Source organism: Duganella sp. CF517 (assembly GCF_900110275.1).
Taxonomy (GTDB): domain Bacteria; phylum Pseudomonadota; class Gammaproteobacteria; order Burkholderiales; family Burkholderiaceae_D; genus Rugamonas.
The window spans coordinates 505,403-529,079 of the sequence record NZ_FODC01000002.1 but is presented as its reverse complement, the minus strand read 5'-3'; the positions used below and the strand labels follow the sequence as shown (position 1 = coordinate 529,079).

Sequence of the window (23,677 nt, the reverse complement as noted above, 5' to 3'; positions counted from 1 at the left end):
TCGCGCGCCGGTCTCGGTCCGGATCGGCGGCTCCGGCCCGGTCGTCGTCAGCTGGCGCGGCCTGGCGCAAGGCACGCGCTACCTCGGTGGCGTGCGCATGGCCAATCCGGCCGGCGGCATCATCGCCGTCACAGCTCAATATCGACACGCGCGATGTGATACCGGCGAGCGGCGTGGCGGTCGCCAAGCGTCTTAATATGGGGAGATAGTGGATAGCCAGCCCGCCGCCGCCCGCTTTCGGCGGGCCGACCGCAAGTCATCATGGTGTCACAAGCTCTTGTTATCTTGAAAATCTTTAACGAAGCTGGGTAGATAACATGAAACGCAAGTCCCTTCTCCTTGCCGGCTTGAGCGCGGCCCTGATCGCCGGCTGCAGCAGCGATTCCTCCTCGATCACACCGCCGGCCGTCACGCCGCCGGTCGCGGCCGCGCCGAAGAACGTCATCTTCTTCCTCGGCGACGGCATGGGCATGACCACCATGACCGCCGCGCGCATCTATTCCGTCGGCGAGGACGGCGAATTGACCGTCGACACGCTGCCGGAGACGGCCTTCGTCAAGACCTATTCCAACGACGCCCAGGTCACCGACAGCGCGCCGTCGATGTCGGCCTACATGACCGGTGTGAAGATGAACAACGAAGTGATCTCGATGTCGGCCAACACGGTGGCGGTCGATCCGGTGGCCGACGCCAACGGCAACAAACTGGGCAACAACTGCGGCGCCAGCAACGGCACCGCCGTCACCACCTTGCTTGAATCGGCCAAGGCACAGGGCCTGGCCGCCGGCGTCGTCACCACCACCCGCGTCACCCACGCCACGCCGGCCGCGACGTACTCGCACATCTGCCACCGCGACCTGGAGAACGACATCGCCGCCGCCTCGGTGCCGGGCGGCGCCGGCTACAACAGCGCCCTCGGCTCCGGCCTCGACGTGCTGCTCGGCGGCGGCAGCCAGTTCTTCACGCCGGTCAAGGATGGCGGCAAGCGCAGCGACGGCCGCAACCTGATCACCGAGATGAAGGCCAAGAACGCCGCCTTCGTCAGCAATGTGACCGAACTGAACGCCATCGACGCCGGCAAGACCGACCGCCTGCTGGGCCTGTTCACGTCCGGGCACATGAGCTACGACCTCGACCGCGATCCGGCCAAGGAGCCGAGCCTGGCCGAGATGACCACCAAGGCGATGGACGTGCTGGCCAAGAACAGCAAGGGCTACTTCCTGATGGTCGAGGGCGGCCGCATCGACCACGCGCTGCACGAAACCACCGCCAAGAAGGCGCTGCAGGACATGGTCGCGTTCGACAACGCCATCAAGGCGGCGCTGGCCAAGGCGCGGCTGGCCGATCCGGAGCTCAAGAACACGCTGGTGGTGGTCACCGCCGACCACGACCACACGCTGGTGCTGAACGGCTACGCCAAGCGCACCGGCAAGACCACCGCCGCCAACGCCGGCGTGCTGGGCGTGGTGAAGAACTACGTCACCGGCGCGGTCGACAAGGATCTGGACGGCGCGCCGTACTCGATCATCGGCTTCGGCAACGGCGAGAACCGCACCCAGGGCAGCCGCGGCGCCATGGCCAGCCTGGACGACAGCGTCACCGGTTCCAACACCTACCACCAGGAAGCGGTGGTGCGCGTGGCCGCCGGCGGCGAGACCCACGGCGGCACCGACGTGTTCCTGGCCGCCACCGGCAAGGGCGCAGAGACCTTCACCGGCACCATCGACAACACCAAGGTCTACAGCCTGGTCAAAGCCGCTGCCGGCCTCTGACCCGGTCAGCATAACCAGAACAATGAACGGATACCCACTCATGAAACCCACCCGACTCGCGGCCGCACTGGCCCTGGCCCTGGCCGGCGCCCAGGCGGCCCACGCCGCCGGCGAAGCCAAGAACATCATCTTCTTCCTCGGCGACGGCATGGGGCCGACCACCGTCACCGCCGCGCGCATCTACAAGTACGGCGAAGACGGCAGCCTGACCATGGACACGCTCGAGCGCACCGCCCGCATCAAGACCTTCTCGGCCGACGCCCAGACCACCGACAGCGCGCCGTCGATGGCCGCCTACATGACCGGCGTCAAGATGAACAACGAGGTCATCTCGATGTCGGCCGAGACCGTCGCCACCAACCCGGGCCGCGACGCCAACGGCAACCTGGGCGTGAATAACTGCGCCGCCGGCAACGGCACGCCGGCCACCACCATCCTGGAACTGGCCAAGGCCAAGGGCAAGGCGGTCGGCGCCATCACCACCACCGAGCTGACCCACGCGACGCCGGCGGCGACCTATTCGCACATCTGCAACCGCAACGCGCAGTACCACATCGCCGCGCAGCTGGTGCCGGGCGGCGCCGGCTTCAACAGCGCGCTGGGCGACGGCGTCGACGTGCTGATGGGCGGCGGGCGCAACCACTTCACGCCTTACGGCGCGGCCAATACCAGCGGCCGCGCCGACGGCCGCAACCTGCTGACCGAATTGGCCGCCAAGGGCTACACCGTGGCCGCCACCAAGGCCGAGATGAACGCCGCCAGCGGCAAGAAGTTCATCGGCCTGTACAGCACCAAGAGCCATCTGGAATATGAACTCGACCGCTCCGCCACGCCGCCGCTGGGCGAGGGCGCCTCGCAGCCAAGCCTGGCCGAGATGACCGTCAAGGCGATGGACCTGCTGGCGCAGAACACCAACGGCTACTTCCTGATGGTCGAGGGCGGGCGGATCGACCACGCGCTTCACGGCACCAACGCCAAGCGCGCGCTGACCGACACCATCGCCTTCGACGACGCCATCAAGGCGGCGCTGGCCAAGGCCAGGTTGACCGACCCGACGCTGGCCAACACGCTGATCGTCGTCACCGCCGACCACGACCACACGCTGGCGTTCAACGGCTACGGCAAGCGCGGCAATCCGATCCTGGACATCAACCGTGGCTACCGCGACGGCCAGCCGGCCAAGGATGCGGACGGCAACACCTACACGACGCTGGTGTTCGGCAACGGCCCGAACCGGCCGAACACGCGCACCGGCCTCGATAGCACCACCGTACTGGCAGACAACTATCTGCAGGAGACCGGCGTGCGCCTGTCGAGCGAGACGCACGGCGGCGGCGACGTCAAGCTGTTCGCCACCGGCGCCGGCGCCAAGCCGTTCAAGGGCACCTTGGACAACACCAAGGTGTTCGGCCTGCTCAAGTCGGCCTTCGGCCTGTAATCCGCAACAACGCGCAACCGCGCCGGCGCACGCCGCCGGCGCTTTTTGATCGACCGTCATGAAGATTTATCGCTACGCCATGCTGCTGGCCACCGTCTGCGCGGCCGGCGCGCAGTCGGCCGCCGCCACCGCCGCCGCCACCGCGGCGGCGGCGCCCGACCTGGACCTCACCGTCGCCTACTACAGCAAGACGGTCACGCCCGACGGCGTGACGCGCGAATCGCGCTACGAGGAGAAAATGCTGCGCCGTCCCGGCCACGTGTGGAGCGCGCGCGTGCTGCCCGCGCACGCGGCGGAGCCGGAGGGCGCGCACCACCACGGCTTCAACCACATCGTGCTGCCGCGCCACGTGACCCTGGACGGCAAGACGCCGCGCGTCGAATACGTCGACGCCAGCGAGCGCGCGGTGGTGGCGATTCCCCCGTCCGAGTTCGACAACGTCAATTTCGACGGTTCGTGGGAACGCGCCTTTTATCTGCTCGATCCGCGCCTGCTGGGCAGCATGCCGGTGACGGCGCGCGCCACCACCGCGCCCGGCGCGCGCTGGCGCGAGCGCGAGGAGGGCGGCGTCTACCAGCGCGTGCTATGGGACGAGCGCCGGCAGATTCCGCTGGTGATCGAAAGCGGCGACAAGGCCGGCACCTTCTACCGCCGCATGGACGTGACGGCGCAGGCCGGCGCGGGCGAGGCGCCGTGGAAGAAATTGCAGGGCTACGCGCGGCGCGAGTACGCCGACTTCCTCGATTGAGGCGCCGGCGCCGATCAAAATCGAAAAGCCGCCAGGTTCCCCCTGCGAATGACCAGTTGGAGTGGGCAGGCGGCCAGCACATCGGCCTGCGCCGAGGTCAGCGGCGCGGCGCCCACCGCCAGCAAGCCGCCGTCGACGATCCCGGTGGCGGCGGCTATCCGCAGCGCCGCCACATGGCCGTCGCACAGCACCGGCAGCGGGAGCCGCAGGTCGCCCCGCGCCACCTCCGCGCCATTCTTGAAGACGAACGGCGCCAAGTGCTTGGCGTAGATTCCGGCGCGCAGATCGCGCATCTGCGCCAGGCAGTCTGCCGCCACGACCGGCCCGACACTCATCTCGTCGAATGCGGCGCGCATCTCGGCGCTCAATTTGATGACAAGTTCGCGCGTATAGCTGGTCGAGAAAATCGGCAGCGACGCATCGGCATGGTTCAGCACCAGATACGATTGTGGATCATCGGGCGCCAGCTCGCCGATGGCGGCCAGAAGTTCGGTGCCGCGCCAGACAAAGCGGCGAAAGCGCGGGCGCGCCTCCCCGCGGTCCGACACCAACTCGAATACGCCGTCTCCCTCGCCCGGCAGCACCTGCGGCGCCTGCAGGACGCCGCCCATCACCGGCATCGTCCGGTCATACTCGTGTTCGCCCTCTCCGAGCACGAAGCGGCCATTGTCCAGGACGCGGACGGAGGCTTGAAAACTGGCGTAGGCGATCCAGCGCCGGCTATTGAGAATGTGCACCAGCGCGCTGCCCAGCACCGGCGGCTCGACTTCATTGAAGCGCCCGGCAAGCGCTTCGATGGCCTCCCCGATCTCGGCGCCCGACGTCGCCACGCGCCCCGGCAGTGCGATTTGAACCTCGTCAAACGAGTAGCCGCTGGTGCTGGCGAGCACGTTCTCGATGCGGTCGATGTCGGCGCGCTGCAGTTCGAGCAGCAGATATCGCAGACGCCGTTGGAAGTATTGCAGGAAGGCATCGGCGAAGTCTTCCTGGCCAGCGGCCAGTCCGGCCAGGTTGGCAATCCGGTAATGATCGAAATCGAGGATCATGGCGGCCAGTTGCTGGTCGCCGTAAAAGTAATTGGCGATGAATTGCAGGTAGAAGTCGGTGTCGTAGAGCGCATCCGCCTCCAGCGAGTCGATCAAATGCCAGCGCCAGTTCTTGACGAGCCAGTAGCCGGTCAGGTAACCGTCGGCATCGTCGATCAACGCCTGGCTGAGCACCACTTCCCTGCGTTTGATCGTGTCTCCGGACAGGCGGGCGCTCTCCAACAGCGCGCCCAGCACCTTGGCGATGGGTTGGCCTTGCCAGGCCGGCGGCAGGGCGTCGCCAAACAGCGCGACGACATCCGACAATGGCGGGCTGATCGATGCGGCCGACGCGCCGGGCGCGGCGTCGAATTCGGTGTACAGCGCGATGCCTTCGGCCAGCGGCCGCAGCGCCGCCGTCACGATGTCGTAACGGATCAGCGCCTCGGCCATGTGGTCGTCCCGCTCGTCTGAAGCGGCGTCCGCCAAATGGGTACGGATGGCTTCGAGAAAGCAGGCGCTCAGGGCATGGCCGACGGGCATCGCGAAGCAATAGTGATGCGCCGATTCATGCAGCACGGCCGGAAGGCAGCGACGCGGAAACGTGCCGGTGCCGGACAGCACGCGGCCCGCATCGGCGTTCAACGCCATGCCCGATAGCACCGTTGCGTTGCTGATGAGGTCGACAAAGCTGGCAGCGGAGTGGCCCGGTTCGTAATGGAGGCTCATCGCGTCTCGCCTGCGCTCAGTCCAGACCGGCCAGATCGGCGGGCGATACCTTCAGCGCCGCGGCGATTTGCTTCATCGCCTGCTCGGACAGCGCCTCCGTTTCGCTGGAATCGACCTCGATGGTGACATTTTTCGAGGTGCCGTCCGGCGTCACGACGGTGACGCTGATTTTCGTTTTTCTGGTAGTCGAGCCCCTGCCGTAGACCAGCAGCGCGGCGTTCAGCGCCTTGTAGCCGAGAACGGTGGCGACGATCAGCAAGCCCAGATCGCCATGGGTGCCGGGTGGCCGATCGGGCGTGATGACGTGGGCGTCACCGTCTAACAGGTTTTGCAACTCGTGGGCGTCAAGTCCGCCGAGGTCTCGGAACTGGATTTGGTAGGTCGATGTTTGCATTATGGTGGTGGCAAGGGTGGATGAAGGCGTGCTTGAGTATGCGCGCATTAAATCGCCCATGTCAAAAAAATATTCTTGACGATTTCGCACCCCATGCTCGGGCGCGCCGGACGTTGTCGATCGGCGCGGCGCCAGTCGCTGGACCACACAAAACGGCGGCCTGAAAGCCGCCGCTCGATTCGACAACGTCAACTTTCGGTTCTTTTGGTCGGGGTGAGAGGATTCGAACCTCCGGCCTCTGCGTCCCGAACGCAGCGCTCTACCGGGCTGAGCCACACCCCGACTGAATGATAATTACAGCAGATTTCCCCCCGGGTTTCAACCGGCGGGCGCAAACCATGGCGCGATAATTCGCGGTCGGCGCGCTGGTCGCGCCCTCCGCCAAATATGTTATGAATAAAACACTTCCATCCTGTATTATTCAGGGATCTACACGGGGGAGGGTGCCATGCGGGTGGTCTTGATGGGTTTGAACGCTGACGCCTCCGAGCACAGCGTGGCCGAAGGGCTGGCGCCGTTCTTTCATGTCCAGCACGTCACCATGGTGCGCGACGGCGCCATCGACAACCCGTGGGCGCTGATCGACGTCGACGATTCCTACGAGCGGGTGTGGAGCGTGTGCGAGCAATTGCGCGGCGTTTTCCATCGCGGCAAACGCGTGCACCTGTACATCCCGCTGCATCAAGAAGACGTGTACCACGACCTGCCGGCGCACGCGTGCATCCACATCCGCTGAGGCCGCGCCGCCGATGAAAAAACTGCATATCACGTTGCCCGTCGCGCTGGGCGCGCTGGTCGTCTGGCTGGGGCTGACCTTGGGCGGCGCCCGCCTGGCCTCGGGCGGGACACCGCCATCGATGGCCGAGGCGGCCGGCGGCGCCATCGGCTGGCACTGGGCGCTGGCCGCGCTGTTCGCGGCGGCGGTGGCGCTGGCCTCGGCCGACCGGCGCGGCGCCGGCCTGGGCGCGCCGGCGCCGCTCAATTCCATCCGGCTAACGTGGCCGGCGCTGGTCTACACCCTGCTCATGCTGTTCATCGCCTGGGCCGGCGACCTGCCGCCGCGCGCGGTGGTGCTGGTCGTGGCATGCAACGCCGCGCTGGTGGCGGTCTCCGAAGAGCTGATGTTCCGCGCCGTCTTGTTGCAAGGCTTGCTGGACCGGTATCCGGTATGGCCGGCGGTCCTGGCATGCTCGGGCATCTTCGGCCTGGTCCACGCGGCCAATGGCTTCGCCACCGGCGACTTCGACGCCGCCCTGTGGCAGGCAGCCGCCGCCGGCTTGCAGGGCGTGGCCTACGCGGCGATCCGCATGCGCACCGGCTCGGTGTGGCCGATGGTGGCGGTGCACGGCTTGTGGGATTTTTCGTTGACGACGTCGGTGTTGTCGGCCACCGCGCAGGGCGAGACGTCGGTGCTGCCGATCGCCGCGCTGGCCGCCGTGCTGCCGCTGTTCCTGTACGGCCTGTATCTGCTGCGCGGCATGCGCGGGCAGGCCGCGCCGGCGGTGCTCGCGCACGCGGATTGATTGTGCCGCGGCCGCGATTTCGCGTCCGCCAGCGCCCCCACGCTATTCCATTTCTGAATGATCGCATTGCCGCACGGCCGCCACGTGTGGCTGGATTCCAACGTTGACGATTTTGGCAGGTTTCTTGCTTGTTAAAAATTACAAGATGGTTAATATATAAAAATGCATCATTCTGGGGCACGCCCCTTTCGACTGGAGAAGCGCACGCATGAAGATCACTCAGAAAATAATGTGCAGTTCCATCGCCGCCGCCCTGGCCGCGCTGGCCGGTCCGGTGGGCGCGCAGCAGGCTCCGGTCAAGCCGTCCGACGAAATCGAGGTCGTCACCGTCACCGCGCAAAAGCGCAAGGAAGACCCCGCCAAGGTGGCGATGAGTATTTCGGCCGTCACCGGCAAGCAGCTGCAGGAAGAGCATATCCGCGACATCACCGATCTGACGCGGGTGGTGCCCAACATCTCCTTCACCGCCGCTAGCGGCAATGGCGGCGCCGGTCCGGGCACGTCCAACATCGAGATCCGCGGCATCAGCTCCACGGCCGGCGCGGCGACCGTCGGCGTCTATCTGGGCGATACGCCGGTCACCGTCGGCAACGTCTACACGATGGGGAACGTCGAGCCGAGGTTCTTCGATATCGACCGGGTGGAGGTGCTGCGCGGCCCGCAGGTGACCCTGTACGGCGCCAGCTCGATGGGCGGCACCATCAAATTCGTGCCGAACGAGCCGGATCTGAAGGAGCGCGAGTTCACCACCTACACCGAGTATTCGCACACCAAGGACGGCAGCCCGAGCTACTCTGCCAACGTGGTCGGCAACATCCCGCTGATCGCCGACGAACTGGCGCTGCGCATCGGCGTGCAGGCGCAGCACACGGGCGGCTATATCAACCAGGTGGACGGCGACGGCGGCGTGCTGGCCAAGGACATCAACAAATACAGCGACCAGGAATTGCGCCTGGCGCTGAAGTGGAAACCGACGCGCGCGCTGACCATCACGCCGTCGCTCTATTACCAGCGTCTGGATGCGAAGGACATTTCCGCCTTCAATATCGAGCTGCCCAACTACCAGGCGCAAAAGCAGGTGCGCGAGCCTTCCATCGACAAGCTGCTCACGCCCAGCGTGACCGTCAACTGGGATCTGGGCGCGGTCGATCTGACGTCGGCCACCAGCTACTTCTCGCGCAAGTTCGACCGCACGCAGAACGGCTCGGCCTACAACAGCTATTCGCTGTCGACCTTCCTGACTTCGACCGACGATGGCGGCAAGGCGCCGCCGGAACTGATCGACGCCATCGCGGCGCTGCCGTCGGCCGTGTATCTGAACAACCAGGTGCGGCAGGTGTCGCAGGAGTTCCGCCTCGCTTCGCGTCCGTACGACGCGGCGGTGTCGCCGTGGACCTGGCTGGCGGGGACGTACTTCTCGCGCCAGCACACCAACATCACCGAGAACGATCCGATCTTCGGCGTGACCGATATTTTCAAGCAGTTCGGTTTCGACATCTACGATCCCGAGCTGCTGCCCGATGTGCGTCCCGGCTCCTTCCCCAACGATAACTCGTTCGCCGGCGCCTTCCACTACAAGGAGAAGCAGTCGTCGATATTCGGCGAGGTCAATTACTACTTCACGCCGACGGTGCACGCCACGGTCGGCGCGCGCTATCTGCGCGCCAGCTCGAATCTGGAGCAGCGCAACGGCAACTACCTGGCCGGCGCCGGCAACAACAGCGGCGCGAGCCTGAAGTCGACCGCGTTCACGCCGAAATACGCGTTGACGTGGGAAGTCGATCCGCGCCACACGCTGTACACCAGCGTCTCGAAGGGCTTCCGCCTGGGTGGCTCGAACATCTTCGTGCCGCCGACCACCTGCGGCCCGGACCTGGAGTTGAACGGCCTGACCGAAGGACCGCCGAACTACGCGTCGGACAGCCTGTGGAATTACGAGGTGGGCAGCAAGTCGCGCTTCCTCAACAACCGCTTGACGATCAACGCCGACGTCTTCTACATCAAGTGGAAAAACATCCAGCAGGGCGTTTATCTGCCGACGTGCGCGTACACGTATAACGCCAACGCGGGCGACGCCACCAGCAAGGGCTTCGAATTCGACATCAAGGCCAAGCCGATCGCCGGCCTGACGTTGAGCGCGTCGGGTGGCTACGTCAAGGCGGAGCTGTCGAACGACCAGGGCATCCAGAACGGCGTGGTCGGCGCGGTGGCGGGGGCGCAGATCCAGGGCGTGCCGAAATATAACGCGGCGGTCAACGCGCGCTACAACTTCGCGCTGGGCGATCGCAGCGCGTTTGTCATGGGCGGCGTGCAGTGGGTCGGGTCGAGCAAGGGTTCGCTCAATCCGGAGCTGACCGATTACGAGCGTCCCGGGTATCACACGGCCGACTTCAGCGCGGGCATGGGCTTCGACCGCTACAACGTCAGCGTGTTCGTCAAGAACGCGTTCGACAACGACAAGGTGATCCAGCATCCGCAGGTGGCGTCGATCGTGCAGGGCTACCGGCTGATGCCGCGTGCGATCGGCGTCAGTTTGGCGGCGAAGTTTTAGGCGGGCCTTGGCGCGTGGTGTCGTGGTACTGCCAAAGCACGTTGACGATTTTCCACTCGCTGCGCTGGTTCTTATACAGGTGCATATAGTCGATCCACTCGTCGGCGGTGAGTTTGACGGTTGCCACGCGCTGGTCGACATCGAGGATCTTGATGTCGACCCGTGGCCGCGGCGGGAATTTCGTGCCGTCCTTGTTGTAGGTCCTGGCCACCTTGACCATGGTGTCGAAGTCGGTGTTCATGACGAATTCGGATCCGTCGGCCGCGCGCCAGTACGTGCGCTTGGCGAGCTTGGGGTCGAGGGCGCGCTCCATGCGTGACGGATCGGGAGTATGCTGCGACTCGATATAGTCGCGCACCGCGCGTTCGATCAACTGGTTGTCGGTGGCATCGGCGGCCCGTGCCAGCAGTGGCAATACCGCGAACAGCAGCAATATAAAGGAGCGTTTCATGGGTAACCTTGTGTGGTGGGTGGCACGAGGATGAAAACATAAAACCGTCGACCAGGCAACCGGCATTTCCGCCGGTTGAGCCGTCGAGGTTTGAGCGATAATGCCGGCTTTGAATTTACGCTCAAGGCCATCATATGACCGTCACGATTTACCACAACACCGCCTGCGGCACCTCGCGCAAAACGCTGGAGGCGATCCGCGCCGCCGGCATCGAGCCGGAGATCATCGATTACGTCAAGAATCCGCCATCGCGCGCGGCGCTCGAGGCGATGATCGACAAGGCCGGCCTGACCGCGCGCCAGGCGATGCGCGACAAGGGGGATTTGTATGGGGAATTGGGGCTGGCCGATGTGTCGCTGTCGGACGATGCGCTGCTCGATGCGATGATCGCGCATCCGATTCTGATCAACCGGCCGTTCGTGGTGACGGAGAAGGGCGTGCGGTTATGCCGCCCTTCGGAGCTGGTGCGGGACCTGCTCTAAGACCGCTTTAATGCGTGCGGTTGACCGAGAAATCGGCCAGCTGCAGCAGCGATTCCTTGTACACGCTGTCCGGCAGGTCGGCGATCGCTTCGGCGGCGCGCCGGGCGGCCGTTTCGGCCTGCTGGCGCGTGTAGTCGAGCGCGCCGCTGCTGGTGATGGCGGCCAGGATCGTGTCGAAGTGCTGCTCGTCGCCCTGCTCGATGCAGGTGCGCACCAGCTCGCGTTGCTCCGGCGTGCCGTTTTCCATCAAATAGATCAGCGGCAGGGTCGGCTTGCCTTCGCGCAGGTCGTCGCCGACGTTCTTGCCGATTTCGCTGGCGTCGCCGGCGTAGTCGAGCACGTCGTCTATCAGCTGGAAGGCGGTGCCCAGCGAGCGGCCGTATTCGCCGGCGGCGGCGATTTGCGTGTCGTCGGCGCCGGCGATCAACGCGCCCAGCTCGGCGGCCGCTTCGAACAGCTTGGCCGTTTTGGAGCGGATCACCTGCAGATAACGCTCCTGGCTGACGTCCGGGTCGTGCATGTTAAGCAGTTGCAACACCTCGCCCTCGGCGATGACGTTGGTGGCGTCCGACAAAATTTGCATGACGCGCATGTTGTTGAGGCCGACCATCATCTGGAACGAGCGCGAGTACAGGAAGTCGCCCACCAGCACCGAGGCGGCGTTGCCGAACAGCGCGTTGGCGGTGGCGCGGCCGCGGCGCAGCGACGATTCGTCGACGACGTCGTCGTGCAGCAGCGTGGCGGTGTGGATGAATTCGACCACGGCGGCCAGTTCGTGGTGCCCGGTGCCCTTGTAGGAATAGGCGTTCGCCACCAGCAGCACGAGGACCGGGCGGATGCGCTTGCCGCCGGCGCTGATGATGTATTCAGCGATCTGATTGACGAGGCTGACCTCGGAATGCAGCTTGCGGCGGATCACCGAATTGACCGCGTCCATGTCGGCGGCGATCGAGTGGGCGATATTGTTTTGTGTTGCGGTGTGGGTGGCGGCAGACAAGACGAACCTGTGCAGTGGACTATTGGTGCCGAGATTATACGACATGCCCCCGCCCGCAGGGGCGTCACCCCATGTTTGTGGCAACTCCTTTGTTAATCAGCTAACACCGGCATGCCGCCCGCCATGATGCAAGCTTGTCGACATACCACGCCATCGGCCATTTGTGAATAGTTTTTGACGTCAATTGGCATCCCATGTATAATCAGCGGTTCCCCGATCTCCATGCATGCGGTTCCGCTGGCGACGGAGGGAATTTTCTTAACATTTGATGAGGTTTCAAATCATGTACGCGGTCATAAAAACCGGTGGCAAACAATACAAAGTTGTCGCTGGCGAAAAACTTAAAGTAGAACAGATACCGGCAGACATTGGTTCCGAACTCACCATCGATCAGGTCCTCGCCGTTGGCGAAGGCGAAAGCATCAAATTTGGTGCTCCCCTGGTTGAGGGTGCAAAGGTACTGGTTACTGTTGTGGCACACGGTCGTCACGATAAAGTGAAGATTTTCAAGATGCGTCGTCGTAAGCACTACCAGAAGCATCAAGGCCATCGCCAAAATTACACCGAAATCCAAATCGTATCGATCAACGGTTAATTCCGTTTGCCCGAGAATTAGTATCCAAGGAGTCTTAAATGGCACACAAAAAAGGCGGCGGCACAACGCGTAACGGTCGTGACTCAGAGTCAAAGCGTCTGGGCGTCAAAGTCTACGGCGGTCAATCGATCAATGCCGGCGGCATCATCATTCGTCAACGCGGCACCCCGGTGCGCGCTGGTGAAGGTGTTGGCATGGGCAAAGACCACACCCTGTTCGCTCTGGTGGACGGCAAGGTCAAGTTCGTAGTCAAGGGCGAAGGTTCGAAGCAATTCGTCACCGTCGTTCCAAACGCTCCAGCAGCTGCAGTACCAGCGTAAATCACGCTCACGGCCAGGCGTCCGCGCCCGGCTGTCCCCTTTGTAAGGCGCAAGCCTTCAATCGAAAGGCTCTGCCCACGGTAGAGCCTTTTTAGTTTTATGGCGGTACATCATGAAGTTTATCGACGAAGCAAAAATTGAAGTGATCGGTGGTGACGGCGGCAATGGTTGTGCCTCGTTTTGCCGTGAAAAATTCCGCCCGTTCGGCGGCCCTGACGGCGGCGACGGCGGCAAGGGTGGCTCGATCTGGGCCGTAGCGGACCGTAACATCAACACCTTGGTCGATTTCCGCTTCTCCAAGATGCACCGCGGCAAGGACGGCGAAGCCGGACGCGGCGCCGATTGCTACGGCAAGGGCGCGGACGACATCCACCTGCGCATGCCGGTCGGCACCTTGATCATCGACGACGCCTCGGGCGAAATCCTGGCCGATCTGACCGAGCACGGCCAGATGGAACTGCTGGCCAAGGGCGGCGAGGGCGGCTGGGGCAACATCCACTTCAAGACCTCGACCAACCGCGCACCGCGTCAAAAGACCGAGGGCAAGGAAGGCGAACGGCGCGAAATCCGCCTGGAACTGAAGGTGCTGGCCGACGTCGGCCTGCTGGGCATGCCGAACGCCGGCAAGTCGACCTTTATTTCGGCCGTGTCGAACGCGCGTCCGAAGATCGCCGACTACCCGTTCACCACCCTGCACCCGAACCTGGGCGTGGTGCGCGTCTCGCACGAGAAGAGCTTTGTGATCGCCGACATTCCCGGCTTGATCGAAGGCGCTTCCGAAGGCGCCGGCCTGGGGCACCAGTTCCTGCGCCATTTGCAGCGCACCGGCCTGCTGCTGCACATCGTCGACCTGGCGCCGTTCGAGACCAACGTCGATCCGGTCAAGGAAGCCAAGGCGCTGGTCAACGAACTGAAAAAGTACGACGAGTCGCTGGTCGACAAGCCGCGCTGGCTGGTGCTCAACAAGCTCGATATGGTGCCGGAAGAGGACCGCAAGAAAACCGTCAAGGATTTCGTCAAGAAGTTCGGCTGGAAGGGCCCCGTGTTCGAGATCTCCGCGCTGAGCCACGACGGCACCCAGGAACTGGTCAACGCGATCCAGATGCACCTCGAAGAGAAGCGCCATTCCGAACAACGTTCGGAAGAAACGCAGATGACGGAGGAAGCGCGCGGTATTTCGTCGATCGATCCGGACGATCCCCGTTTCAAAATTCTCGACTAAGTTCCCGATTAAGCTCGACTAGTCCTCGATAAAAATCCGCATCACCGGCATAATCAGCTATTCGCTGGTTATGCTTTCCACAACAGCGCCGTCCCGCATCCCGGGACGGGCGTCTGCCGCGGCAAGAACGGGTCATCCACCCGGCCCTTCACAGCACACAGCAATGTACGTCCTGGCTCGCGCCGGGGATCCGGACCCGCGTCCGCATAATAGGACTGTTAAGAGACTGTCGCACCCATGAATTCCGTTATACAAAAAGCTACGCGCATCATCATCAAGGTCGGATCGTCCCTGGTCACCAACGACGGCCGCGGCCTCGATCACGCCGCCATCGCGCGCTGGGCCGCGCAGATCGCCGCGCTGCGCGCCATGGGCAAGCAGGTGGTGCTGGTCAGCTCCGGCGCCATCGCCGAAGGCATGCTGCGCCTGGGCTTCGAGCAGCGTCCCACCGATATCCACGAATTGCAGGCCTGCGCCGCCGTCGGCCAGATGGGACTGGCGCAGATCTACGAGACCAGCTTCCGCGCGCACCAGCTGCGCACCGCGCAGGTGCTGCTCACGCACGCCGACCTGGCAGACCGCGAACGTTATCTGAACGCGCGTTCGACCCTGACCACGTTGCTGCGCCTGGGCGTGGTCCCGATCATCAACGAGAACGACACGGTCGTCACCGACGAAATCAAATTCGGCGACAACGATACCTTGGGCGCGCTGGTGGCGAACCTGATCGAGGCCGACGCGTTGATCATCCTGACCGACCAGAAAGGGTTGTTCAGCGCCGATCCGCGCAAGGACCCGGCGGCGGTGCTGATCCAGCAGGGTCGCGCCGGCGACCTGGCGCTGGAGGCGATGGCCGGTGGCGCCGGCAGCAGTTTGGGGCGCGGCGGCATGCTGACCAAGATCCTGGCAGCCAAGCGGGCCGCCAAGTCGGGCGCGCACACGGTGATCGCTTATGGGCGCGAGGACAATGTGCTGGAGCGCCTGGCCGGCGGCGAGCCGATCGGCACCGAGCTGGCGGCGCAGACCGGGCATCTGACGGCGCGCAAGCAGTGGATGGCCGATCATCTGCACACGGCGGGGCAGGTGGTGCTGGACGCGGGCGCGGTGCAGAAGCTGACCGGCGAGGGCAAGTCGCTGCTGCCGATCGGCGTGGTGGAAGTAAAGGGGGAGTTCGGGCGCGGCGCGGTGATCACGTGCGTGAACGAGAGCGGCTTGCCGGTGGCGCGCGGGCTGTCCAACTACACCAGCGCGGAGACGCGCCGCATCATGCGCAAGCCGTCGAGCGAGATCGAGGCGGTCCTGGGCTTCGTCGAGGGCCGCGAGCTGATTCACCGGGATAACCTGGTATTGGTGTGACGCCGCGCGACGGGCGCGGCAACGCGTAGGGCCGATTGCGGCGTCGCGCCTAATCCGCCCCGCGTGCCTCCAGATTTATCAGTATCGCGCGGGCGGCCTGGACCCGCGCCGCGATCGGGTAGTTTTTGTTCGCCAGGATGACGACGCCGATCTTCTTCGCGGGGACGAACGCCGCGTAGGCGCCGAAGCGCGAGGTCGAGCCGGTTTTGTTGAACAACGTCGCCTGTGTTGGTGTCCGCGGCGGCGCCAGCGGCCGCGTCGGATTGGCCTGCGAAATCATGGTCTGCGAATTGCCCGCCTGCAGATCCGCCAGCGATACCGGGTAGGGATACTGCTCCCAGCCCAGTCCCTGCACCATCCCCTCAATCTCGAAGTACCCGACGTGCGTGCCTTCGACGGCGCGCCGCAACGTCGTCTCCAATCGGCTCGGATCGATATTCGCCTGCAGGTAGCGCACCATGTCGGCGGCCGACGAGCGGATGCCATAGGCCTCGTCGCTCAACAGATCGGGGTTGAAGCGCCCCGGCTGGTTCGCCTTGTCATAGCCCCACGCGTAATCGGCCATCGCGCTGGCGGGCACGCGGATATACGTATGCTTCAAGCCCAGTCCAGGCAGGATGCGCCGCTCCATCACATCGCCGAAATTGCCCCCCATTGCCAGCGCGGCGACGTGCCCGAACAGCCCGAGGCTGGGATTCGAGTAACGCCGCTGCGTGCCCGGTTCGGCGTCGGGTTTCCATTGCTGGAAATAGGCGACCATGCCGCCGTCCGGCACTTCGTCGGGAAATTGCAGCGGCAGGCCGCCGGCCGTGTAGGTGCCCAGATGGAGCACGGTGGCCTTGTCGATGGGGGCGCCGTTCAGCGCGGGCAGGTACTTGCCGGGATGGGCACCCAGCGACAGCCTGCCGGTGGCCACCGCATAGGAGGCCAGGGTCGCGGTGAAGGTTTTGCTGATCGAACCCAGCTCGAACAAGGTATTTTCGGTGACCGGCACGTGCTGCTCGCGCGAGGCCAGTCCATAGTTGAAGAAGCTGGCCTCGCCGTCGATCGTGACGGCAACCGCCACGCCGGGCAGGTCGTATTCGGCCACGACGGGACGGATCGCCTGATCGATGATGGCGCGCAGCTTGGCGGATTCACCGGCGGCGTGGGACGGTGCGAGCAGGCAGGCATAGAGCGCCGCCGCGATATATGCGGCGCGGAGTGTGGACGGGAGGGGCACGCGGATTCCTTGTTGGCGACAGATGACGCCATTGTGCGACATGTGTCGCAGTCGCGTCAAGTCCCGTCGTTACAGCCCGTCCGGCATCGGCGTTTTCTGGCGGTAGTCGCACAGGTCTTGCTGGATGCAGTTCCAGCACTCGGGCTTGCGCGCCTTGCAGGTGTAGCGTCCGTGCAGGATCAGCCAGTGGTGCGCATCCTGCAAAAAATCCTTCGGCACGAAGCGCAGCAGCTTTTGCTCGACGATGTCGACATTCTTGCCCGGCGCCAGGCCGGTGCGGTTCGAGACGCGGAAGATGTGCGTATCCACCGCCATCGTCAGTTCGCCGAACGCGGTGTTCATCACCACGTTGGCGGTCTTGCGGCCCACGCCCGGCAGGGCCTCCAGCGATGCGCGGTCGTTGGGGACTTCGCCGCCATGCTGTTCCAGCAGGATCTTGCAGGTGGCGATGACGTTCTTGGCCTTGGTCTTGTACAGGCCTATGGTTTGAATATAGGACTTCAGCTCCTCCTCGCCCAATTCCAGAATCTTCGCCGGCGTGTTCGCGACCGGGTACAGCTTGCGCGTGGCCTTGTTGACGCCGACGTCGGTCGACTGCGCCGACAACAGCACGGCGATCAGCAATTCAAACGGCGTTGTGTATTCGAGTTCGGTCTTGGGACTGGGATTGGCGGCGCGGAAGCGCTCGAACATTTGTTGGCGTTTGGCTGGATTCATTCAGGCGGGTTTTCGTCGTGTGGCTTGGCGTCGGCCGCCGCTCGCGCGGCTTCCTCTTTCTTCAGGCGCGCGCGTTCCATCGCGGCGGCGATGATGGCGCGCTTGCGCTCCTTCTCGGCGGCGTCGGCGTCGGTGGCGGGATCGAGCGCTTCGACCGCCGCCATCTTGGCGCTGGCCTTGGCGGCGAGGCGGGCGTCGTTCTCGTCCTTCTCGCGCTTGAGGCGCAGGGTGCGGAAGTCGTGGCGCTCGCGGGCGGCGTCGGCGTCGGCCTGGCTCCACGCGTCCCAGCCGGTGGTCCCGGTGACCGGGTACATGACGATGCAGTCGACCGGGCACGGATGGACGCACAGGTCGCAGCCGGTGCACAGGTCGGGCACGACGGTGTGCATCAATTTGGCCGCGCCGACGATGGCGTCGACCGGGCAGGCCTGGATGCACAGGGTGCAGCCGATGCACAGCGCCTCGTCGATGTAGGCGACCGCGCGCGGGCGCTCGAGGCCGTTGACGGGATTGAGCGGGATGACCTTGCGGCCGGTGACGGCCGACAGCCGCACGATGCCCTCGGCGCCGCCGGGCGGACATTGGTTGATGTCGGCCGCGCCGGCGGCGATCGCCTCGGCGTACGGCCGGCAGCCGTCGTAGCCGCACTTGGTGCATTGCGTCTGCGGCAGGGCGTCTTCGATGCGGTCGGCGAGTGTTTGGTTGGTGGACACGGCGGTGAGTGGCGTGAGGAAGCGATAAAGCGCCATTATCCGATATCCGCGCCGGCCGGGCCGAAAAACCTTATCGCCGGCGCAGCAATCCGGGGGCGGGGCAAAAAAAATCCCCGCGCGGGGCAGGGATCTTGTGGGTGGCTTGCGGCTTAACCGTGTTTTTTGATGAACTCGGTGATCTTCGGGCAGACCATTTCACGCCAGCGGCGGCCGGAGAAAATGCCGTAGTGGCCGGCGCCCGGGGCGACGTAGTCTTGCTGCATCTCGGCCGGAATGCCGGTGCACAGGTCGTGCGCCGCTTGCGTCTGGCCGGCGCCGGAAATGTCGTCCAGCTCGCCCTCGACGGTGAACAGCGCCACCGTGGTGATGTCCTGTGGACGCACCAGCTTGCCGCCGACCTCCCACGTGCCCATCGGCAGCGCGAACTCCTGGAACACCGTCTTGATCGTGTCCAGATAGTATTCGGCGGGCATGTCCAGCACGGCGTTGTACTCGTCGTAGAACTTGCGGTGGCTTTCCGCCGGCTCGTCGTCGCCCTCAACCAGATGGCTGTAGAACTCGCGGTGGCTTTGCGCGTGGCGGCCCGGGTTCATGGCGATGAAGCCGGCGTGCTGCAGGAAGCCCGGATAGACCTTGCGGCCGAAGCCCGGATAGTTCGGCGGTACCGCGTAGATGACGGTGTTTTCAAACCACGAGTACTTTTTCTCGGTGGCCAGGTTGTTGACCGCCGTCGGCGAACGGCGCGGATCGATCGGGCCGCCCATCATCGTCATCGTCTTCGGCAGCTTTGGGTCCTGGTCGGTGGCCATCAGCGCTATGGCCGCCAGCACCGGCACCGTCGGCTGGCACACGGAGATTACGTGCAGGTCCGGGCCCAGCAGGCGGATGAAGTCCTGCACATAGTAAATGTAGTCGTCCAGGTGGAACGACCCTTCCGACACCGGCACCATGCGGGCGTCGGTCCAGTCGGTGATGTAGACGTCGTGGTCGACCAGCAGGCCGCGCACGGTATCGCGCAACAGGGTCGAGTGGTGGCCCGACAGCGGCGCCACCAGCAGCACGGTCGGCTGGTTCAGCGCTGCGGTGGCCTTGTCGTCCAGATCTTTCTTGAAGTGGATCAGGCGGCAGAACGCCTTATTGACCACCACCTGTTCGATGATGCCGATCGTCTCGCCATTGATGACGGTCGAGTCGATCTCGAACGCCGGCTTTTCGTAATCCTTGCCGAGCCTGTACATCAGCTCGTAACCGGCGGCGATCCGTTGCGAAAACGGCGTGTGCGCCAGCGGGGAGACCGGATTGGTCAGGATTTTAGCGGTCGCGTCCGCCCATTGCATCAGGGGCGACAGGAGTGTGCGTTGCATTTCGTGCAGTTGGTAGAGCATAGGTCTTCCCGGGTCAAAGCGTGGTGCGGTGCACCAATACATCACAGCATAAGCCAATTATAGAGTATATGTTGGTGGCGCCAAGCATTTCCAGATACCGCCAGGAAAGTGGGGCGCCGCCACTCCACCCGATAATAGTACCGCCGAACCCATAAAAAAAGCAGCGTTTCCGCTGCTTTTGTGTAGGACACTTACCTACATGCTACTTTTGCCGTTGTTTTCCCGCTCAGTCGAAGACCGGGGTCTCCACGCCCAGCACTTTGTGCAGTTTCGGCGACGTGGTGGTGTATTGCATGTGGATCTTTTTGTCCGGGAAGATATACGGCGCGGCACCGAACGCGGCCAGCGCGGCCTCGTGGAAGCCCGACAGGATCAGCTTTTTCTTGCCTGGATAGGTGTTGATGTCGCCCACCGCGAAGATGCCCGGGACGTTGGTCTCGAACTTCTCGGTGTTTTGCACCTTCAACTGGCGGCGCTCGATGTCCAGGCCCCATTCGGCGATCGGGCCCAGTTTCGGCGACAGGCCGAAGAACACCAGCAGCATGTCGAGCGGCACGCGGCGGGTCACGCCGTCGGCGCCGGTGACCTTCAGTTCGCTCAGTTTGTCGTCTTTCGACTCGAAACCGGTGGCCTGGCCGATGATGAGCTGCATCTCGTAATCGTCGCACAAGGCTTTCATCTTGGCGACCGACGCCGGCGCGGCGCGGAAGTCTTCGCGGCGATGCAGCAAAACGACCGATTCGGCCTTGCCGACGAAGTTCAGCGCCCAGTCCAGCGCCGAGTCGCCGCCGCCGCAGATGACGATGTTCTTGCCTTCGAAGATGGCCGGGTCCTTGACCTTGTAGTGCAGCTGCGAGCCTTCGAACACTTCGATGCCGTCGACCTTCAGGGTGCGCGCCTGGAACGAGCCGACGCCGGCGGCGATGAAGATGGTCTTGGTGGTGAAGCGGGTGCCGGCGCTGGTTTCGACGTCGAAACGGCCGTCGTCGCGGCGCTCGACCTTGGTCACTTCCTGGCCCAGGTGGAAGGTCGGTTCGAACGGCTCGATCTGCTTGAGCAGGTTGTCGGTCAGCTCCTGGCCGGTGCACGACGGCACGGCCGGGATGTCGTAGATCGGCTTGTCCGGGTACAGTTCCACGCACTGCCCGCCCACCGCGCCCAGCGAATCGATGACGTGGGCCTTGATTTCCAGCAGGCCCAGTTCGAAGACCTGGAACAGGCCGACCGGGCCGGCGCCAATGATGACGGCATCGGCTTCGATGACGCCTGGAGGGGTGACAGTGCTATTCATTCGTATATTCCTGTGATTTCAATGGTGGTTGGGCGAACACAAGGCTGTGCGGCGCTCGACTTTGGCGCCCGCGGATGACGCTGCCCGGTGCTGCCCGGCCAGACAAACTCGTCTTAGCGTACCAGCAGGTGCAGTTTTTCTTTGACGTCCTTGAACTCGTCGGCTTCCGGCAGCGGCGCGATGGTCTTGGTGATCGAAGGCCAGTGGCGCGCCAGATCGACGTTGATCTTGATGAACTGCTGCTGGTCGCCGGGGACGTCTTCCTCGGCGAAAATGGCGTTGACCGGGCATTCGGCCACGCACACGGCGCAGTCGATGCACTCGTCCGGATCGATGGCGAGGAAGTTCGGGCCTTGGCGGAAACAATCTACCGGGCAAACATCGACGCAGTCCGTATAACGGCAGCTGATGCAAGATTCGGTGACAACGTGGGTCATAACAGTCCTATCAATGTTGGTGTGCAGCGGCGTCGGCGGCGGTGGGATGGCCCGGCTAACCTCAGCAAAGCACTGTATTTTAAGGTAATTCGCTATTTCTCACAAACTGCGCTTATATACAATACATATAAGCAAATGCGCAGGCGCCCTTGTGGACTAGCGCGACGCCGGGCCAACTGGCATCATGTCGGCTTTGTTGATTATCGAGGAAGCCGCATGGCGGACATTAACATCGTTCAGGAACACAACCTTGCGCCGGAGCAGGCCCGGGCGGCGGCGCAACAGGTGGCCGACAAATTGGCCGAGCAATTCGACCTGGAATGCCGCTGGGAAGGCAATGTGCTGCGCTTCGAGCGCAGCGGCGTCGACGGCAGCCTGACGCTGGAGCCGAGCCGGGCGCGCCTGCAGATCGCCCTTGGTTTCCTGTTCAGCGCGTTCTCGTCGCAGATCGAGAGCAAGGTGGCCGACAAGATGCGCACGGTGTTCGCGCCCGTTTGAACGCAAAAAAGCCCCGTCAGGGGCTTTTTTTTGGGCCGATGCAGGCGCCGCGCTTATTTCAGGTCCGCGATCAGGTCGATGTATTGCTGCTTGGCCTCGTCGGCGCTGGTGCCCTTGAGCGCGTCCCAGGCGTCGAACTTGGCGCGGCCGACCATGTCGGTGAAACCCGGACGCTCGCCGCTGGCGTCGCCCACCGACGCCTGCTTGAACAGCGCGTAGATTTTCAGCAGGGTCATGTTGTCGGGACGTTCCGGCAGGTTCTTCGAGTCCGCCTGGGCTTGTTCGAATTGCTCTTGTAAGCTCATGTACATCTCCTTGGTATGGTGGCTGGTGAATATGTCGCATCATACCCGCAGCGGGGCCGAAAGCCGTTAGAGGGCATCCTCAAAAACGGCCGCCCCAAAACAGAACGGCGGCCATGGCAGGTCGGGGACCTGGCCATGCGCCGCCGTTTCCGGTGCCCTCGCGGGCACGAACACAGCCTGCCAGCGAAGATTACTTCTTCTTGGTCGGGTTGACAGCCGACTTCAGGGTCGCGCCAGCCGAGAATTTCGGGGTCTTCGACGCGGCGATCTTGATCGCTTCGCCGGTTGCAGGATTGCGGCCTTTGCGTGCGGCGCGTTTGGCGACGGAGAAGGTGCCGAAGCCGGTGATGCCAACCGTGTCGCCTTTTTTCAGACGCTCAGTCACGATCGCGATCAGAGTGTTCACCGCACCGTTGGCGGCGGCAGCAGACATCTCCGTGCGTTTCGCAAATTCTGCAATCAATTCGCCTTTTTTCATTACTACCTCCTTGGTTATTAGAGCGCGCAGATTAGCATAAATATTGTCAAATGTAATGGTTTCTGTACGAAGTAGGCCTTACAGTAGCTGCCGTGCCACGCGGCGGCGCCCTAAAACCCTTGTATATAAAGGGCTTACGCGATCCTGACAGATCCGCATCCGGCGAAAAAAAGGTTTATGATGGTGCGACTGAGGACGTGAACATGAGCTTTTCGGACGAGACACTGATTGCCTACGCCGCCGGCGAACTGGACGACGCGACCCGTCACGCCGTCGAGGACGCGATGCGGCGCGACAGCAGCATCGCACGCCGCGTGGCGCGGCTGCGGGCCGCGCGCGGCGGCGCGTTCGCCGAGCGGATGCCGTCGGGCGCGGCGCTGCGCTCGCCGCAGGCCAAGGTGGTGCAGCTGGCGGCGGTGCGGGCGCAGCGCGTGGCCACGCAGCAGGCCGCGCGCAAGGCGGTCAGGCGGCGCCTGGGCTGGCGCGAGTGGAGCGCGTTGGGCGCGGTGCTGGTGGTGGGGCTGGCGGCCGGCAAGTTCGGCCTGGCGCACTGGCAGCCCGCATTCCTGGCCGATCCGGCCAGGGCGCCGACCACGGTCGTCAGCCGCAACGGCATGCTGGTGGCGCAGGGCCGGCTCGACGCCGTGCTGACGCAGCAAATGGGCGGCGCCGCGCCGTCCGAAGGCGACGTGCGGGTCGGGCTCAGTTTCCTGTCGAACGAGGGCGGCTATTGCCGCACCTTCACGGTGGTGGGACTGAGCCAGGATCTGGTGGGGGTGGCCTGCCGCGCCAGCGCGGAGTGGCGGATACCGGTGATGGTGCAGAACGTGCGCCCGTCGGCGCAGATGGGCGCGTACCGGATGGCCGGCACGGAGATGCCGACGGCGGTGCTGGAGGCGATCGACCAGCGCATCGTCGGCGGCATGCTCGATACGCGCGCCGAGCTCGAGGCCCTGCGGCGCAACTGGCAGCGTTAGCGGCCCGCGGGCCGCCGTTACAACGTTAGCGGCCCGCGGGCCGCCGTTACA

At 64.2% G+C, this 23,677-nt stretch carries 25 protein-coding genes and 1 tRNA gene; 13 read left to right on the top strand and 13 right to left on the bottom strand.

The genetic code is table 11. The features are described 5' to 3' along the window. The first annotated feature begins 317 nt into the window (after positions 1-317). From BMX85_RS09310 to BMX85_RS09300, 3 genes are read left to right on the top strand one after another with little or no spacing between them, the layout of a single operon-like run. Positions 318-1,772, top strand: coding sequence for an alkaline phosphatase (locus BMX85_RS09310; RefSeq protein WP_090316197.1), 1,455 nt, complete (start codon positions 318-320; stop codon positions 1,770-1,772). Between the two features lie 40 nt (positions 1,773-1,812). Beyond that, positions 1,813-3,210 (top strand): alkaline phosphatase, encoded by a 1,398-nt coding sequence (locus BMX85_RS09305; protein WP_090316192.1) that lies wholly within the window; start codon positions 1,813-1,815, stop codon positions 3,208-3,210. A gap of 58 nt (positions 3,211-3,268) precedes the next feature. Continuing rightward, positions 3,269-3,958 carry a hypothetical protein gene (locus BMX85_RS09300; protein ID WP_090316190.1) on the top strand — a complete coding sequence of 230 codons (690 nt, stop codon included), beginning with the start codon at positions 3,269-3,271 and terminating at the stop codon, positions 3,956-3,958. Between the two features lie 14 nt (positions 3,959-3,972). Here the strand turns inward: BMX85_RS09300 and BMX85_RS09295 are convergent, their stop codons facing one another. The 3 genes from BMX85_RS09295 to BMX85_RS09285 all read right to left on the bottom strand — a co-directional run bounded on the left by BMX85_RS09295 (position 3,973) and on the right by BMX85_RS09285 (position 6,388). After that, complete coding sequence (locus tag BMX85_RS09295; protein WP_143067939.1) at positions 3,973-5,712, bottom strand: hypothetical protein; 1,740 nt, start codon at positions 5,710-5,712, stop codon at positions 3,973-3,975. Positions 5,713-5,728: 16 nt separating this feature from the next. After that, positions 5,729-6,166 carry a VCBS domain-containing protein gene (locus tag BMX85_RS09290; protein WP_143067938.1) on the bottom strand — a complete coding sequence of 146 codons (438 nt, stop codon included), beginning with the start codon at positions 6,164-6,166 and terminating at the stop codon, positions 5,729-5,731. A gap of 145 nt (positions 6,167-6,311) precedes the next feature. Beyond that, positions 6,312-6,388 (bottom strand) — tRNA-Pro (locus tag BMX85_RS09285). A 181-nt stretch (positions 6,389-6,569) separates the two neighbouring features. Here BMX85_RS09285 and BMX85_RS09280 point away from each other — a divergent pair. The 3 genes from BMX85_RS09280 (at position 6,570) to BMX85_RS09270 (ending at position 10,180) form a co-directional block, all read left to right on the top strand. After that, positions 6,570-6,842, top strand: a complete 273-nt coding sequence (locus BMX85_RS09280) for an RNA-binding protein (protein WP_229210367.1) — start codon at positions 6,570-6,572, stop codon at positions 6,840-6,842. Between the two features lie 13 nt (positions 6,843-6,855). Continuing rightward, the gene (locus BMX85_RS09275) at positions 6,856-7,629 is read left to right on the top strand and encodes a CPBP family intramembrane glutamic endopeptidase (protein WP_090316178.1); all 774 of its coding nucleotides are present in this window, start codon (positions 6,856-6,858) and stop codon (positions 7,627-7,629) included. Between the two features lie 208 nt (positions 7,630-7,837). Next, on the top strand, positions 7,838-10,180 hold the full coding sequence (locus BMX85_RS09270; protein WP_177196700.1) for a TonB-dependent receptor: 2,343 nt from the start codon (positions 7,838-7,840) through the stop codon (positions 10,178-10,180). Here the strand turns inward: BMX85_RS09270 and BMX85_RS09265 are convergent. After that, positions 10,158-10,631 carry a nuclear transport factor 2 family protein gene (locus BMX85_RS09265; protein WP_090316172.1) on the bottom strand — a complete coding sequence of 158 codons (474 nt, stop codon included), beginning with the start codon at positions 10,629-10,631 and terminating at the stop codon, positions 10,158-10,160. The genes BMX85_RS09270 and BMX85_RS09265 overlap by 23 nt on opposite strands. 134 nt (positions 10,632-10,765) lie before the next feature. Here BMX85_RS09265 and arsC point away from each other — a divergent pair, with 134 nt between their 5' ends. Further along, a complete protein-coding gene (gene arsC, locus BMX85_RS09260) occupies positions 10,766-11,113 on the top strand; it encodes an arsenate reductase (glutaredoxin) (RefSeq protein ID WP_090316169.1) in 348 nt (115 codons plus the stop codon). A 7-nt stretch (positions 11,114-11,120) separates the two neighbouring features. On the opposite strand, the gene ispB is transcribed toward arsC, so the two are convergent. Further along, a complete protein-coding gene (gene ispB, locus BMX85_RS09255) occupies positions 11,121-12,110 on the bottom strand; it encodes an octaprenyl diphosphate synthase (protein WP_090316167.1) in 990 nt (329 codons plus the stop codon). Between the two features lie 283 nt (positions 12,111-12,393). On the opposite strand from ispB, the gene rplU reads away from it, so the two are divergent. The 4 genes from rplU to proB all read left to right on the top strand — a co-directional run bounded on the left by rplU (position 12,394) and on the right by proB (position 15,603). Next, entirely contained in the window at positions 12,394-12,705 is a 312-nt protein-coding gene (gene rplU / locus BMX85_RS09250; protein ID WP_008445658.1) for a 50S ribosomal protein L21, read from the top strand. A 38-nt stretch (positions 12,706-12,743) separates the two neighbouring features. Further along, positions 12,744-13,025: a 50S ribosomal protein L27 gene (rpmA, locus tag BMX85_RS09245; RefSeq protein ID WP_090316164.1), complete on the top strand. Its 282-nt coding sequence runs from the start codon at positions 12,744-12,746 to the stop codon at positions 13,023-13,025. A gap of 112 nt (positions 13,026-13,137) precedes the next feature. Next, complete coding sequence (obgE, locus tag BMX85_RS09240; RefSeq protein ID WP_090316161.1) at positions 13,138-14,247, top strand: GTPase ObgE; 1,110 nt, start codon at positions 13,138-13,140, stop codon at positions 14,245-14,247. Positions 14,248-14,484: 237 nt separating this feature from the next. Next, positions 14,485-15,603 carry a glutamate 5-kinase gene (proB, locus tag BMX85_RS09235; protein WP_090316158.1) on the top strand — a complete coding sequence of 373 codons (1,119 nt, stop codon included), beginning with the start codon at positions 14,485-14,487 and terminating at the stop codon, positions 15,601-15,603. Positions 15,604-15,652: 49 nt separating this feature from the next. Here the strand turns inward: proB and ampC are convergent, their stop codons facing one another. From ampC to fdxA, 6 genes are all read right to left on the bottom strand, one after another. Next, entirely contained in the window at positions 15,653-16,867 is a 1,215-nt protein-coding gene (ampC, locus tag BMX85_RS09230; protein WP_090316156.1) for a class C beta-lactamase, read from the bottom strand. A 27-nt stretch (positions 16,868-16,894) separates the two neighbouring features. Next, positions 16,895-17,542, bottom strand: coding sequence for an endonuclease III (nth, locus tag BMX85_RS09225; protein ID WP_090316154.1), 648 nt, complete (start codon positions 17,540-17,542; stop codon positions 16,895-16,897). Further along, positions 17,539-18,291 carry an electron transport complex subunit RsxB gene (gene rsxB / locus BMX85_RS09220; RefSeq protein ID WP_090316151.1) on the bottom strand — a complete coding sequence of 251 codons (753 nt, stop codon included), beginning with the start codon at positions 18,289-18,291 and terminating at the stop codon, positions 17,539-17,541. Before rsxB ends, nth begins: the two co-directional genes overlap by 4 nt. 113 nt (positions 18,292-18,404) lie before the next feature. After that, the gene (locus BMX85_RS09215; protein WP_090316148.1) at positions 18,405-19,640 is read right to left on the bottom strand and encodes a polyhydroxyalkanoate depolymerase; all 1,236 of its coding nucleotides are present in this window, start codon (positions 19,638-19,640) and stop codon (positions 18,405-18,407) included. Between the two features lie 226 nt (positions 19,641-19,866). Next, positions 19,867-20,931 carry an NAD(P)/FAD-dependent oxidoreductase gene (locus BMX85_RS09210; RefSeq protein ID WP_090316145.1) on the bottom strand — a complete coding sequence of 355 codons (1,065 nt, stop codon included), beginning with the start codon at positions 20,929-20,931 and terminating at the stop codon, positions 19,867-19,869. Positions 20,932-21,044: 113 nt separating this feature from the next. Continuing rightward, complete coding sequence (fdxA, locus tag BMX85_RS09205; RefSeq protein ID WP_090316142.1) at positions 21,045-21,368, bottom strand: ferredoxin FdxA; 324 nt, start codon at positions 21,366-21,368, stop codon at positions 21,045-21,047. Positions 21,369-21,584: 216 nt separating this feature from the next. Here fdxA and BMX85_RS09200 point away from each other — a divergent pair, with 216 nt between their 5' ends. Further along, positions 21,585-21,866 (top strand): polyhydroxyalkanoic acid system family protein, encoded by a 282-nt coding sequence (locus BMX85_RS09200; RefSeq protein WP_090316139.1) that lies wholly within the window; start codon positions 21,585-21,587, stop codon positions 21,864-21,866. A gap of 53 nt (positions 21,867-21,919) precedes the next feature. Here the strand turns inward: BMX85_RS09200 and BMX85_RS09195 are convergent, their stop codons facing one another. Together BMX85_RS09195 and BMX85_RS09190 are read right to left on the bottom strand one after the other, a co-directional pair. Continuing rightward, positions 21,920-22,171 carry an acyl-CoA-binding protein gene (locus BMX85_RS09195; protein WP_090317640.1) on the bottom strand — a complete coding sequence of 84 codons (252 nt, stop codon included), beginning with the start codon at positions 22,169-22,171 and terminating at the stop codon, positions 21,920-21,922. Between the two features lie 190 nt (positions 22,172-22,361). Beyond that, a complete protein-coding gene (locus BMX85_RS09190; RefSeq protein ID WP_090316135.1) occupies positions 22,362-22,649 on the bottom strand; it encodes an HU family DNA-binding protein in 288 nt (95 codons plus the stop codon). Between the two features lie 203 nt (positions 22,650-22,852). Here BMX85_RS09190 and BMX85_RS09185 point away from each other — a divergent pair, with 203 nt between their 5' ends. Continuing rightward, entirely contained in the window at positions 22,853-23,626 is a 774-nt protein-coding gene (locus tag BMX85_RS09185) for a hypothetical protein (protein ID WP_090316133.1), read from the top strand. Positions 23,627-23,677 lie beyond the last annotated feature (51 nt).

Coding starts and splice junctions, on each gene's coding strand:
- arsC (WP_090316169.1), top strand. CDS start 10,766: ATGACCGTCACGATTTACCACAACACCGCCTGCGGCACCTCGCGCAAA.
- proB (WP_090316158.1), top strand. CDS start 14,485: ATGAATTCCGTTATACAAAAAGCTACGCGCATCATCATCAAGGTCGGA.
- BMX85_RS09305 (WP_090316192.1), top strand. CDS start 1,813: ATGAAACCCACCCGACTCGCGGCCGCACTGGCCCTGGCCCTGGCCGGC.
- BMX85_RS09310 (WP_090316197.1), top strand. CDS start 318: ATGAAACGCAAGTCCCTTCTCCTTGCCGGCTTGAGCGCGGCCCTGATC.
- BMX85_RS09300 (WP_090316190.1), top strand. CDS start 3,269: ATGAAGATTTATCGCTACGCCATGCTGCTGGCCACCGTCTGCGCGGCC.
- BMX85_RS09215 (WP_090316148.1), bottom strand. CDS start 19,640: ATGCTCTACCAACTGCACGAAATGCAACGCACACTCCTGTCGCCCCTG.
- obgE (WP_090316161.1), top strand. CDS start 13,138: ATGAAGTTTATCGACGAAGCAAAAATTGAAGTGATCGGTGGTGACGGC.
- BMX85_RS09270 (WP_177196700.1), top strand. CDS start 7,838: ATGAAGATCACTCAGAAAATAATGTGCAGTTCCATCGCCGCCGCCCTG.
- BMX85_RS09190 (WP_090316135.1), bottom strand. CDS start 22,649: ATGAAAAAAGGCGAATTGATTGCAGAATTTGCGAAACGCACGGAGATG.
- nth (WP_090316154.1), bottom strand. CDS start 17,542: ATGAATCCAGCCAAACGCCAACAAATGTTCGAGCGCTTCCGCGCCGCC.
- BMX85_RS09290 (WP_143067938.1), bottom strand. CDS start 6,166: ATGGGCGATTTAATGCGCGCATACTCAAGCACGCCTTCATCCACCCTT.
- BMX85_RS09295 (WP_143067939.1), bottom strand. CDS start 5,712: ATGAGCCTCCATTACGAACCGGGCCACTCCGCTGCCAGCTTTGTCGAC.
- fdxA (WP_090316142.1), bottom strand. CDS start 21,368: ATGACCCACGTTGTCACCGAATCTTGCATCAGCTGCCGTTATACGGAC.
- BMX85_RS09185 (WP_090316133.1), top strand. CDS start 22,853: ATGAGCTTTTCGGACGAGACACTGATTGCCTACGCCGCCGGCGAACTG.
- BMX85_RS09280 (WP_229210367.1), top strand. CDS start 6,570: ATGGGTTTGAACGCTGACGCCTCCGAGCACAGCGTGGCCGAAGGGCTG.
- BMX85_RS09210 (WP_090316145.1), bottom strand. CDS start 20,931: ATGAATAGCACTGTCACCCCTCCAGGCGTCATCGAAGCCGATGCCGTC.
- BMX85_RS09195 (WP_090317640.1), bottom strand. CDS start 22,171: ATGAGCTTACAAGAGCAATTCGAACAAGCCCAGGCGGACTCGAAGAAC.
- rsxB (WP_090316151.1), bottom strand. CDS start 18,291: ATGGCGCTTTATCGCTTCCTCACGCCACTCACCGCCGTGTCCACCAAC.
- BMX85_RS09200 (WP_090316139.1), top strand. CDS start 21,585: ATGGCGGACATTAACATCGTTCAGGAACACAACCTTGCGCCGGAGCAG.
- ampC (WP_090316156.1), bottom strand. CDS start 16,867: ATGTCGCACAATGGCGTCATCTGTCGCCAACAAGGAATCCGCGTGCCC.
- rpmA (WP_090316164.1), top strand. CDS start 12,744: ATGGCACACAAAAAAGGCGGCGGCACAACGCGTAACGGTCGTGACTCA.
- BMX85_RS09275 (WP_090316178.1), top strand. CDS start 6,856: ATGAAAAAACTGCATATCACGTTGCCCGTCGCGCTGGGCGCGCTGGTC.
- BMX85_RS09265 (WP_090316172.1), bottom strand. CDS start 10,631: ATGAAACGCTCCTTTATATTGCTGCTGTTCGCGGTATTGCCACTGCTG.
- rplU (WP_008445658.1), top strand. CDS start 12,394: ATGTACGCGGTCATAAAAACCGGTGGCAAACAATACAAAGTTGTCGCT.